This is a genomic window from Pseudoalteromonas sp. K222D, assembly GCF_017653575.1.
GTDB classification, from domain to species: Bacteria; Pseudomonadota; Gammaproteobacteria; order Enterobacterales; family Alteromonadaceae; genus Pseudoalteromonas; species Pseudoalteromonas nigrifaciens.
In genome coordinates this window covers 1-12,224 of record NZ_JAGGDL010000029.1, presented here as the reverse complement: position 1 = coordinate 12,224, position 12,224 = coordinate 1, and the positions used below count along the sequence as shown (strand labels likewise).

The 12,224-nt window shown below is 39.4% G+C and carries 10 protein-coding genes; 7 read left to right on the top strand and 3 right to left on the bottom strand.

Translation table 11 applies throughout. From position 1 onward, the window contains the following. The first annotated feature begins 179 nt into the window (after positions 1-179). From J5X91_RS13475 to J5X91_RS13450, 6 genes are all read left to right on the top strand, one after another. Entirely contained in the window at positions 180-794 is a 615-nt protein-coding gene (locus tag J5X91_RS13475; protein ID WP_011329585.1) for a PQ-loop domain-containing transporter, read from the top strand. 73 nt (positions 795-867) lie between these two features. Further along, the gene (locus tag J5X91_RS13470; protein WP_182678578.1) at positions 868-1,656 is read left to right on the top strand and encodes a PhzF family phenazine biosynthesis protein; all 789 of its coding nucleotides are present in this window, start codon (positions 868-870) and stop codon (positions 1,654-1,656) included. 346 nt (positions 1,657-2,002) lie between these two features. Beyond that, positions 2,003-3,187 (top strand): efflux RND transporter periplasmic adaptor subunit, encoded by a 1,185-nt coding sequence (locus J5X91_RS13465; protein WP_208835010.1) that lies wholly within the window; start codon positions 2,003-2,005, stop codon positions 3,185-3,187. A gap of 11 nt (positions 3,188-3,198) precedes the next feature. Beyond that, on the top strand, positions 3,199-6,324 hold the full coding sequence (locus J5X91_RS13460; protein ID WP_208835009.1) for an efflux RND transporter permease subunit: 3,126 nt from the start codon (positions 3,199-3,201) through the stop codon (positions 6,322-6,324). A gap of 265 nt (positions 6,325-6,589) precedes the next feature. After that, positions 6,590-7,156 (top strand): chitin-binding protein, encoded by a 567-nt coding sequence (locus tag J5X91_RS13455; protein ID WP_193038791.1) that lies wholly within the window; start codon positions 6,590-6,592, stop codon positions 7,154-7,156. 234 nt (positions 7,157-7,390) lie between these two features. Beyond that, positions 7,391-9,469, top strand: coding sequence for a S9 family peptidase (locus J5X91_RS13450; protein ID WP_208835008.1), 2,079 nt, complete (start codon positions 7,391-7,393; stop codon positions 9,467-9,469). 104 nt (positions 9,470-9,573) lie between these two features. On the opposite strand, the gene J5X91_RS13445 is transcribed toward J5X91_RS13450, so the two are convergent. After that, complete coding sequence (locus J5X91_RS13445; RefSeq protein ID WP_011329579.1) at positions 9,574-10,047, bottom strand: Dps family protein; 474 nt, start codon at positions 10,045-10,047, stop codon at positions 9,574-9,576. Between the two features lie 340 nt (positions 10,048-10,387). Between J5X91_RS13445 and J5X91_RS13440 the strand changes: the two genes are divergently transcribed. Continuing rightward, positions 10,388-10,597 carry a hypothetical protein gene (locus J5X91_RS13440; RefSeq protein ID WP_011329578.1) on the top strand — a complete coding sequence of 70 codons (210 nt, stop codon included), beginning with the start codon at positions 10,388-10,390 and terminating at the stop codon, positions 10,595-10,597. Here J5X91_RS13440 and J5X91_RS13435 read toward each other — a convergent pair. Both J5X91_RS13435 and J5X91_RS13430 read right to left on the bottom strand, forming a co-directional pair. Continuing rightward, complete coding sequence (locus tag J5X91_RS13435) at positions 10,594-11,199, bottom strand: alpha/beta hydrolase (protein WP_197182242.1); 606 nt, start codon at positions 11,197-11,199, stop codon at positions 10,594-10,596. The genes J5X91_RS13440 and J5X91_RS13435 overlap by 4 nt on opposite strands. 21 nt (positions 11,200-11,220) lie before the next feature. After that, positions 11,221-11,757: a YaeQ family protein gene (locus J5X91_RS13430; protein WP_058374423.1), complete on the bottom strand. Its 537-nt coding sequence runs from the start codon at positions 11,755-11,757 to the stop codon at positions 11,221-11,223. Positions 11,758-12,224: the final 467 nt, after the last annotated feature.

Sequence of the window (12,224 nt, the reverse complement as noted above, 5' to 3'; positions counted from 1 at the left end):
AAGCTAACGATTTTTGTATAGCTAAGTTGCCAGCTGCTAAAAAAATATTTTCAATTTAGTTGAGTAAAATCTAGTCGCCACTACAATGCCGCTATAATATAAAATCCTTTAAAAACATATGTTTATTATATGTTTCCATTTTAATTCCTATTAACACTTACGTAACGAGCGAGGTTGCTTTGGCACATTTTCTGCCTGTATTGTCTTCATTTATTTTAGTCTTTAGTTTTTTACCACTGCTAAATAAAATTCGTAAAAATCGCAGCGTGTCGGGTTTATCGCTGTTGATGATGACCTTTGGTGTTGCACAAAGTACGTACTTTATTGCCTTTAATCTGTATTTTGAGCGCTTTTATATGGCGCTGCCATTTATAGTAACAGGTATATTAAGTGGTTCTATTTTATACTATTTTGCGCGTTATAATGCTGAACGAAAAGAGCGTGTTCAGTTACTGTGTATGTTGGCTTTTTCGCTTATTCCATTTACGTTATTAGCTAACCCAGTACTTGATACAGCTAAGGTACTAACGTGGTTAACCTTTGTTGGTTTGGTAATGAGCTCGGTGCGTGTAATGCCACAAACGTATAAAACTATTCGCAGTGGTGATATTAGTAATTTAAGTGCACGTTATTTTAGCTTGCAGTTTGTGGCGGGTATTTGTGGTTTATTTGCCGAGTTTGCTATGGCTACGCAAAGTATTGCGCATATTTTAACGTTTGTGATGATTTTACTCACCAACGCTGCGCAGCTTGGTTGCATTCAATATTATAAAATGCGCCCTAATACGGTATAACGTTTAAAATAGTAGTGATAATTTAATTTAACTGTGGCAGGTTTAAGCTATTCGTAATTATAAAGTTTAAACCATGCAATTAACTATTCATCAAATAGATGCGTTTACTAATGAATTATTTAAAGGCAATTATGCCGCAGTGATCCCCCTTGATACGTGGTTAAACGACGATTTAATGCTAAAAATTGGCGCAGAAAACAACGTGTCCGAAACCGCTTTTACTTGCCAGCAAAGCGATGGCAGCTTTGCTATTCGCTGGTTCTCACCTTTGATGGAAATTGACTTTTGTGGCCATGCCACACTGGCAGCTGCTTATGTGCTTTGTGAGCAGCATAATTTAGCGCAAGTGCGTTTTTATGCTGCTGCCGTGGGCGAGTTAGTCGTTAATAAAAATAGCGATGGTAGCTTTGCCATGACCTTTCCAAAACAAGCACCGGTTGTTGTATTAAATGCCCCTTCTGCACTGCTAAATGGTTTATCAAAAGCACCCACAAAAGTGCTAAAAAACCGCCAAGCTTACTTTGCTATTTACGATAATGAGCAAGATGTAACTCAGCTTAAAACCGATTCGCAGTTACTAAAAACATTATTTCCGCTCGATGTGGTTGCCAGTGCACCTGGAGATGAATACGACTTTGTGTCTCGCTACTTTTGGCCTGCAAGCGGTGGCGATGAAGATTATGTAACAGGCTCTATTCATACCGGCCTTGCCCCTTATTGGGCTCAGCAATTGGGTAAAACTACGTTAAGCGCTTATCAGGCTTCGAGCCGCGGCGGGCAGTTACTATGCGATGTTGGTGATACATATGTAACGATCACAGGGCATGCGGTAAGGTATTTAACCGGCACTATTTTTATTTAGCAAAGCGCTGCATACTTTCTAAATTGTGTATAAATAAACCATGCTATTACTCTTGCGCTGCGAATAAAACGCTTTTATTTAAAAATATAATTTTTGAAAGTTAGCACAGGCGACGCAGCCGCCACTATATACTTATTACTCCAAACCGCGCCTCTATTATTTATTCTTGTTTAAAGTTATTGATTTATAAACTTAAAAATTACAGCTTTAATTTCTCTATAGTATTACTTGTTATTCTTTTTATTAATTGAGAGTTATTTTAGAAATAGTTACTTACAAATGCGTCGTTAATATTTGGTTAAGCTCTGTTATTATGTTGTTAGTGAGTTTTTGAGGTAATTAAGTTATGCAAACAAGAATACTTAAATGGGTTTTTCCTTTTGTTGCACTTGCCATTGGCATAGTGAGCTTTATGGGAATTAACGCTATTGCAGAAGAATCAGCAGAAAAAAAACCAGTAGATACACGCCCTACCGTTAAAGTGGAAAGTGCTTTGGCAAATAATCATCAGGTTATTATTAATAGTTACGGTGAAGTAAAGCCGCTTGAAAATACCCAATTGTCGGCGCAGGTGTCGGGTGAGGTATTAAGTTGGCATCCTAACTTTATTGCCGGTGGTGTAGTTGGCCGTGGCGAAACCCTATTTACTATTGAAAAAGATAATTACCAAGCAGCCGTTTTAATGGCTGAAGCTGAGCTTGCACGCGCACAAGCAGGCTTAATTGAAGAACAAGCACAAGCGCAAGTAGCAGCAGACGAAGCAACACGCTTTCCTGGTAAGGCCCGTACAGATTTATTTTTACGTAAACCACAAGTTTTGAGTGCACAAGCGTCGGTTAAATCGGCGCAAGCTGCCTTAAAACGTGCGCAACGTGACTTAGAAAATTGCGAAATAACTGCGCCATACGATGCGCTCGTTATTAGTCGTAATATTGGTGTGGGTCAGTTTGTATCTATGGGTTCGCAAGTGGCCGAAATTAATAACATAGAAACCGCAGAGGTGATCATTCCTATTGCCGGCTTTGATAGTATTTTTTTACCAGAGCGAATTAAAGGTATTACTGCAACAGTGATTCAAAAAGGACTAAATAGCTTTACTCGTGAAGCAGTAATAGACCGCGATTTAGGTATTGTAGATAGTGCTACCCGCATGAGTAGTTTAGTAGTGCGAATTGACGACCCTTACGGTTTAAAAAGCAAACAACCAGCAATTAAATTTGGCAGCTACGTACAGGTAAGTTTTGCAGGCGCTATGCTCAGTAACATTTACCGTTTACCGCAAGCATTAGTGAATAATCAAACGGTATGGATAGTAAATGAGCAGCAGCAACTTGAGCCGCGCAAAGTAACGGTTATTAGAGAAGAAGGTGAGTTTTTTTATATTAACAGCGGTTTAAATGCAGACGATAAACTCGTTGTTACCTTGCCAGAGTATCCGCAAAAGGGCATGGAAGTAAAAGTGGCTGGTACTAGTACTAACAGCGCAACTGAAAGCTCAGAGACAAGCAACTCTAATACTCAGCAGTTGTAAGGCAGCAAAATATGAATGAACCAATAGAGCAAAAACAAACGGGTATTATTGCCTACTTTGCAAAGAATTCGGTAGCTGCCAATTTAATGATGTTTTTTATCATTGTAATGGGGATTATTAGTTACTTTACTATTCAGCGCCAAATGTTTCCTAATGTAGAAATTAACTACATTAATATTGAAGCTAACTATCCAGGTGCATCGCCACAAGAAATAGAAGAAAGCATTCTCATAAAAATAGAAGAGTCGCTTAAGGATGTAACCGAAATTAAAAAAGGCGTGTATCGTGCGTTTCGTAATGGTGGCCGTGCGAGCTTAGAAATAAATACTGACGTTAAACTTACCGACGTGCTCGATAAAGTAAAACTTCGCGTAGATGGTATAGCCACGTTTCCTGGCGGTATGGAGCCGGTAACAATTAGCCAAGTAGAGTTTAGACAAGACGTAATAGGCATGACCTTAGTAGCCGACCTGCCACTGAGCGAGCTTAAGCCAATTGCAAACCAAATAGAGAGTGAGTTATTGCAGCTTTCTAATGTATCGCTAGTTGTTAACGATGTGCCACTTGATGAAATAGCCATTGAAATTGAACCCGATACGCTGCGCCAATATAACTTAACCTTAAGCGATGTAATGAATGCAGTACGCAGATATTCAGCTAACTTTTCGGCAGGGCAGCTAAAAACTGACTCGGGGGTTATTTCGGTACGCGTAGAAAATCAATTTTATAGCGGCGAAGAGTTTCGAAAAATACCGGTAAAAATTGGCGAGTACGGCGCAAAAGTATTATTGCAAGATATTGCCATAATTAAAGACCAATTTACTGAAGGTGAGCGCTACTTTAAGTTTAATGGGCAAAATGCGGTGTACCTTTCGGTTAAAGCAACCCAAGAGCAAAACATGATCCCGGTTGCCGAGTCGGTTAAAGCATTTATAGAACAAAAAAATAATCAGCTGCCGCCCAGTATACGGTTAGAGCCATTAATGGATATGACTTACTATCTAAATGCTCGCCTTGATATGATGAAAGCTAACTTGTTTCAGGGCGCTATTTTAGTGGCAATTATGTTGTCGTTATTTTTGCGTTTTAAACTGGCGTTGTGGGTAATGCTAGGGCTGCCAGTGTGCTTTTTAGGTGCAATGATGATGATGCCGGTATTTGGTATTAGCATTAATATTATTTCGTTATTTGCGTTTATTATGGTGCTGGGAATAGTGGTGGACGACGCCATAGTCATAGGAGAGAGCGCCTACACCGAAATAGAAAGAAGTGGTGGTGGTGTTGAAAGCGTAGTGCGCGGCGCTAATCGTGTTGCAACGCCTGCGACCTTTGGCGTATTAACCACAATTGCAGTGTTTGCACCATTTACCTTATCGAGCGGCCCAGAAAGCGCGTTTTTTTACGGTATAGCGGTAGTGGTAATGCTGTGCTTAGTATTTAGTTTGGTTGAATCAAAACTAATTTTACCGGCGCATATTGCTCATACGCACTTTGCACCTATTAAAAAAGGCAGTTGGCGCGATCGCTTTAATACTCGTTTTTTTGGCTTTGTAAATGGCCCGTATAAACGCTTTATAGTGCGCTGCGTAGAATGGCGCTGGACGGTGATGTTTGCATTTATAGCAATGCTTATTCTTAGCGTTGGGTTAATTACCTCAAACAAAGTACGTACTGTACCCACCCCTAAAGTACCGCACGACTTTCCACAAATACGCGTAGAAATGAATGATAATGTTTCAGACATACAAACCATTGCAGCTATTCGCGACATTGAAGCTATGGTGCTGCAAGTTGATGAAGCAACCGAGCGTGAATTTGGTAAAAAAATGATCCGCGATATCTTGGTATTTAACCAAGGTAGAACAGAGTCACAGTTATTAGCGCCATTAGTTGATGAAGACTTGCGTCCGTATAACGCCTTTGAGTTATCGCGTCGTTGGCGTGAGGCTATGCCAACCATAGCTGGCGTTAAGTCGTTAACTATTCAAGATGATGCTGGCGGCGGCGGTGCCAACGGTAATGGTGAGTTTGGCTATTTATTGTATGGCTCAGACATAGACACGCTAAATAATGCAGGGCGTCGTTTTATTCAATTACTGCAGCAACAAAAAGGTTTGTTTGATATTAGCTCGACCATTGATCCTGCTAGTAAAGAAGTGCAAATGAGCTTAAAACCGGTTGCTTACGACTTAGGTTTAGATCTTTCGAGTGTTGCCACCCAAGTAGGTGCTAGCTTTTATGGTGGTGAAGCGCAGCGCGTGATCAGAAACGGCGAAGAAGTACGTGTAATGGTTCGTTACCCTAAGCTTACTCGCGAAGCATTTTCATCACTTAAACATGCAGTGATCACCACACCACAAGGGCGTGAGGTATTACTCGGTGATGTAGTTGAGCTAACCGAAACACCAGGCATTAGTTATATTCGCCGTGAAGGAGGCTATCGTACAGTTTATGTATATGGCAACATCGACGAAGAACAAATAGAGCCAGGCGAAGTAGTTAAACAAGTTAAAGAGAACTTATTACCGCAGCTTAAAGATGAGTTCCCTACAGTTAAATCTGAGCTTGGTGGCGCAATAGAGGAGCAACAAGCGCAAGCAAGTGAGCAAATGATGTTTTTTATTGGCGGCATGATCCTCGTTTATATTTTACTGGCCGTGCCATTAAAAAGTTACTCGCAACCGCTTATTGTTATGTCGGTTATTCCGTTTAGCTTAACGGGGGCTATTTGGGGGCATTATTGGTTTGGTTTAGATATTAGTTTAATGTCGGGCTTTGGTTTAATAGCCGCCGCAGGGGTAGTAATAAACGACTCCCTAGTTATGACCGATTATGTAAACCAAGTGCGCCGTAACGGCGTAAGTATTAAAGATGCCGTTATTGAGGCAGGCTGTGCGCGTTTTAGAGCTATATTACTCACCTCAATTACTACCTTTGCAGGGGTATTACCTATTATGTTTGAAACCAGCCTACAAGCTAAATTTGTTACCCCAATGGCAGTGGCGCTGGGCTTTGCTGTCATGTTTGCTACTTTAATAACACTGATTTTAGTACCGTGTTTATATATTATTTTAACGGATATAGGCGCGTTATTTAAACGCCCGTTTAGTAAAAAAACCACTAAAGCTACAATTTAAAATAGCATTGTTAGTAAGCAGCAAAGTAAAAAGCCAACCGAATTAGGTTGGCTTTTTTGTTTTATATAGAGCTTAAGTATTAGATTTAAATTCTGGTTACATTCTTTTGTTTGATTGTTGCAAGCTTGCGAATTATAATCTTCATCTTATTAATAAACTGAGCTAATATTTAGTTTACATTTGTTTGTTTATTGCTCTAAATGTCTTGACTGTGTATTTGTGTATTACCAATGCAAGGTTTGGATTTTAAGGTGTTGCTGTGTTTATGCATACGTCATTGGTCTGTGGAAAATGGACACCAATAGGTTGCTTAAATCAGGATGTCCAATTATCTATTGGCGATTCTGTAGTAGTAACCTTTTATGACATGCAAGGAGAGCTAGTCGATTTATCATTTAGTTATGAAGTGACGGTATCTGAGCAGGGAGGGCCTAATGCGTGGCCGCGCCTAATAGCAGAATATATTAATGTGCATGTTCCCTTAGTTAGCGCAGGGCGCATGACCGATACAGGGCTAGTAGTTGCTTATCGTTATAATCAAATATTTGCACTAGAATCAAGCGGTATTTGTAAAGCGGATGTTAGTTTTAATTGTTTGACTAAACGCAATGTGTCGGTAATAGAAAATAGCGCAGAATACGATAGCGTTTATCCCGCTGGTGGCGATAACTATAATGCGGGCATAAAAGTATTGCAGCCCAAAACAGGGCATATTTATCAGTGTAAAGCATGGCCATTTAGTGAATATTGCCGTGTTAATGGTGAGCAAAGTGCCATGTTTGAACCCGGTGTGGGTAAAAGCTGGGCTATGGCTTGGCAGCAAGTAAAATAAATAGCTTGTATACAGTTTTGAATTGGAATTATTTCTCAAGGTGTTTTTCTTAAGATATTCTTCTTGAGGTACTCTCTTCCCAAGGTGCTCTCTTCCCAAGGTATAAAGACAACAATAAAAATTGCAGAAATTTTAGTAATTGTACTTATACCGTTTAGCCCGCTCAGCAATGAGTGGGCTTTTTTATTTTTATGGTAAACTGGCAAATATTGTTATTTTTTAATCGGTTTATTTGTGTCTACTTCTGATTTTTCTTTGGCCTTGCTGCCAAGCTCCCCTATTGCTGAAAAGCAAGCCTATACCCTTAACACACACGATAAAACACGTATCGATAATTACTATTGGATGCGTGATGACGAACGTCAAAATAAAGATGTATTAGCGCATTTACATGCTGAAAACAGCTATTGTGAAGCGCAATTAGCGCCAATGCAGCCATTGCAAAACACTCTTTTTGAAGAGCTAAAGGGCCGTATTGTAAAAGACGACAATACAGTACCGGTTAAAGATGGCAAATACTGGTATCACTCTGAAGTGCGTGGCGATGACGAATATTCTCGTCATTATCGCAGTAGTGATATGAGTACTAGCGATAAGCAAATTTTATTAGATGTAAATAAGCTAGCGGCCGGATTTGAATTTTTTGAGCTAGGCGAAGTAGCACTGAGCCCGTGTGAGCAATTAATGGCGTACTCAGAAGATACTGAAGGGCGTCGTATTTATACCGTGCACTTTAAAAATATAACCACTGACGAAATGCTCACCGATAAGTTAGAAAACACCGAAGGCCAAGTGGTTTGGGCTAACGACAATAAAACAGTTTTTTATGTTAAAAAAGATCTAAAAACATTATTAGGTTACCAAGTATTTAGGCACGTGCTGGGTACAGAGCAAAGCCAAGATGTAATGGTGTACGAAGAGCAAGACAGCAGCTTTTTTATGGGGCTGGGCAAAAGTCGCGACGAAAGCCTTATTATTATTGATTTAGCCAGCACCGAAACTAACGACACTTGGGTACTTGATGCTGACCAGCCAAACGGCGAGTTCAACGCATTAATGCCACGCGAAGAAGGCCATGAATTTGACGTTGATAAGCTTGGCGATACTTTTTACATAGTGACGAATTGGCAAGCCAAAAACTTTCGCTTAATGACCGCAACCAGTCAAACTATTGCCGATAAAACCCAGTGGCAGCAGCACACAGCTCATCGCGATGATGTACTGCTTGAAGGTGTTGAGTTATTTAACGACTTTTTAGTATTAAGTGAGCGCGAGCAAGGGCAAGCCCGTTTTGTGGTTGTTAATAAACAAGGTGAACGCATGACATTAGCGTTTGAAGATCCTTGCTACTACGCCGCCATAGCAATGAATCCAGAGCCAGAATCACGCAGTGCCCGTATTTACTACTCAAGCTTAACTACGCCTGGCTCGCTATACGATGTTGATTTAACTACAGGCGAAAAAACCTTACTAAAACAACAGCAAATATTAGGAGACTTTAACGCCGATAATTATCAGTCAGAACGCCTAATGATAACTGCACGCGATGGCGTAAAAGTACCTGTATCTGTTGTTTACCGTAAAGAGAGTTTTAAAAAGGACGGTACTAATCCGTTGTTTCAATATGGCTATGGTGCTTATGGCTATACTATTGATCCTAGTTTTTCGAGTACATCATTAAGCTTACTCGATCGCGGCTTTGTGTACGTTATTGCGCATGTGCGCGGCTCAGAAATGTTAGGCAGGCAGTGGTACGAGCAAGGTAAAAAACAACATAAACAAAACAGTTTTAACGACTTTATAGACGTTACTAAAGCGCTGGTTGAGCAAGGTTACGGCGATAAAAATAAAGTATTTGCATCGGGTGGCAGTGCGGGTGGTTTATTAATGGGAGCCGTGGTAAACCAAGCACCTGAGCTTTATTGTGGCGTTGGTTGTCATGTGCCATTTTTAGATGTGCTAACCACTATGTTAGATGAAAGTATTCCGCTAACCACCAACGAATACGACGAGTGGGGTAACCCTAACGATGCGCAATTTTATGATGTAATTGCAACCTATTCGCCGTACGATAATATTTGCGCGCAAGAGTATCCGCATATGCTAATAACCACAGGGCTGCACGACTCACAGGTACAATATTGGGAACCGATGAAGTGGGTAGCTAAAATGCGCGAGCTAAAAACCGATAATAATATTTTAGTATTTAAAACCGATATGGATGCCGGACACGGTGGCGCATCTGGGCGTTTTAAAAGCTTAGAAGAAAGAGCGCTCGAAATGGCCTTTTTTATCGCCTTACTAAATAATTAGGCAACAATTAAAAAGTGCACAAATAAAAACATCGCCACTGTAAAGTAGGCGATGTTTTTATTTTATAGCTGCTTAAATACAGCGGTTAATGCATTTAACTTTTATTAATCTAAGTAAGCTTTTAACATCCAAACAAGTTTTTCTTGCTCTGAAATATAATCACTCATTAGCGCGGCTGTACCTTCGTCGTTTGCATCGGCTGCTTGGCTTAAAATTTCGCGCTGCATTTTAATCAACACACTGTAACCTGCAAGTAAGTTCTCTACTGCAGCTACACCGTCGCTAATACCTTTAGCTTCTTTAATTTTACTTACTTCTAGGTAATCTGAAAACGCATGCAGTGGCGCACCATCTAGCGTTAAAATACGCTCAGCAACTTCATCTACTTTTAAAAGCAATAAGTTATAAATTTCTTCAAACTTAATGTGTAGTTCAAAAAAGTTACGGCCTTTAATATTCCAATGAAACCCACGTGCGTTCATGTACTGAATTTGATAGCTGCTCAGTAGCGAGTTTAATGACTTAATAATGTCTTCACTTTTTGCACTGTTTAAACCAATAGCATTTACCTGTGACATAGCTTGTTCCTTAAATAACCGTTAATAACGTTAACTGCTAATGAGTATTGCCTATCATCAGCCGTTAGTAAAATAATTTAAATAGATGGGATTAATAGCTTAAATAAATCGTGTACTTACATTACTTATAAAAATAATAAATAGATCATTAATAGTAATGGGTCGGATTAATTAAAATACCACCCCTGAAGGGAAAATATATCTTCAACACTACAAATCATGATCCAAAACAAGCTTTAAACAAGTTAAGTGCGCCGCTGTCGCATTAATTGATTTAGGTCAAAAATCATTCGACTTGATAACGCATAATAAGGAGGTAGCAATCATTAGGAGAAATAAAGTGAGCACAAAAACAGCTAAACAACATAAAGCTGAATTGATCGTAACGGGTATCGCCGTGGTAGTGTTTTTAATTGGCGTAATAGCGCATTTAGCCAGTGCCAGCTTTGCTAACTTTGATACTTTTGGTTATATAGCCGCACCTATACCACTAGTATTAGGTATTATATTTTTAATTAGTTATAAAATTGCAGCAGCGGCAGAAGATTAATCGTCTTCGTTTAAGCGCTCTAAAATATAATCGAGTACTTGGCGAGAGTAAATCATACTGGTATGGCTTAAATGAAACACTTTATGTTCGGCCATACCTTTGAGCTTGGTTTCATCAAGTAATACAGTGCCATCAGAGCAACTGCCTTTAACAATAAGCGGCATAAGCCCTATGGGTAAATCACCAGCAATACTGTAAAGTTTGGCTTTAAAAGGCCAATTACCGTTTTTAGAAAGTAAAAACTCTACGCTATTTTTTAAAAAAGATTCAAACCCTTTTTGCTGCATTTTTTGCGCAATATGGCTGCCTTTATGTGGGGTGCCTAAAGTAATTACTTTTTCAACATGTTGGCTTGCAGGCGAGTTCGCCTCAAGATACGCACGAGCAACAAGCCCGCCCATAGAATGGCAAACAAAAGCCGAAGGCTGATCGCCTATAAACTCATCTATTTGCGCAAAAATAGTATCGCGATTAGGAGTGAGCGTATTGTAAGTTAGGTTTAACACTTTTACGCCAGAACTTTTTAAGCGAGAGCACAACGGGCGCATCACAAAGCCAGACATATATAAGCCGTGTAAAACAATAACCTGCTTAACCTTCATACGCCCCTCACCTTGGTGTTATCACATTAACTGCTGTGGTTTTATTTCAATATTGGTCGTGTCGGTATTAACCCACATCTCGCCATCTTGAATAGTAATAGCAAGCTTTATATTACGATCAACCAAATTGGCCAAAGCTTGGGTAACACCATAATCTAAACTAAATATACTAAGATTTTTAAAATCACGTAATTTAGGCTGCTGTTTTTGCCACCAAATAGCTTGGTTGTTTTCGCCATAAGTGTAAAGCACCACTTTTTTAGCTTTATTACAGGCTTTTTTAAGGCGCTTTTCGTCAGGTAAACCCAGCTCTATCCACAGCTCTATTTCTTCACTGTAGTTTTTATGCCACAGCTCGGGCTCATCGTCAGAACTTAACCCTTTGGTAAATTCTAAACCATCACAGCTATTGAGTGCAAAAGCGAGTAAGCGGATCATCAAACGTTGTTCGGTTTCTGAAGGATGCTGGGCCAAGGTTAAATTAAAATCTTGGTAAACGTGACGGTCCATATCGCTAAGCGACAACTGCACTTTCATAATGGTGGATTTAAGAGCCATAACTACTTATTTGAAAAAATTTGCGCCAGTATAGCGCAATTAAATGAATTGCCTGTGAAAATAGCAAGAAATTTACAATAGTGTTTAACTGCTGCCATATCAATTTACTGAGTAAGATTAATAATTGTTAGTTATGTTTTATAGAGGTTGATTGGGTTTTATTCATGGGATTGAATTTTTTGTTTTTAGTTTGTATTGGGCATGAGGTTATTTTATTAGTTGTATACCTTATAGGCTGAAAAATAAAGAAAATTTGCTCAATGTAGCCACATACTTTTTATCCGAGCGTAAATAAGATATTTTTCTATCAAAGCTTAAGCGCGATAGCATGATTAAAATTTCAACGGCTAGTTTATTTTAAGAAGAATTAAATCCTCTTTGTGTAGTAAAGTAAGCGCGTAATTAGCCCCACATACCAATGTTAATGGCACCTATGCATAATTTACTCAGCATATTAACCTGAGGTA

Excerpts from the sequence above, each read along its gene's own strand:
- J5X91_RS13470 (WP_182678578.1), top strand. The coding sequence starts at position 868 with ATGCAATTAACTATTCATCAAATAGATGCGTTTACTAATGAATTATTT.
- J5X91_RS13465 (WP_208835010.1), top strand. The coding sequence starts at position 2,003 with ATGCAAACAAGAATACTTAAATGGGTTTTTCCTTTTGTTGCACTTGCC.
- J5X91_RS13460 (WP_208835009.1), top strand. The coding sequence starts at position 3,199 with ATGAATGAACCAATAGAGCAAAAACAAACGGGTATTATTGCCTACTTT.
- J5X91_RS13455 (WP_193038791.1), top strand. The coding sequence starts at position 6,590 with ATGCATACGTCATTGGTCTGTGGAAAATGGACACCAATAGGTTGCTTA.
- J5X91_RS13445 (WP_011329579.1), bottom strand. The coding sequence starts at position 10,047 with ATGTCACAGGTAAATGCTATTGGTTTAAACAGTGCAAAAAGTGAAGAC.
- J5X91_RS13435 (WP_197182242.1), bottom strand. The coding sequence starts at position 11,199 with ATGAAGGTTAAGCAGGTTATTGTTTTACACGGCTTATATATGTCTGGC.
- J5X91_RS13430 (WP_058374423.1), bottom strand. The coding sequence starts at position 11,757 with ATGGCTCTTAAATCCACCATTATGAAAGTGCAGTTGTCGCTTAGCGAT.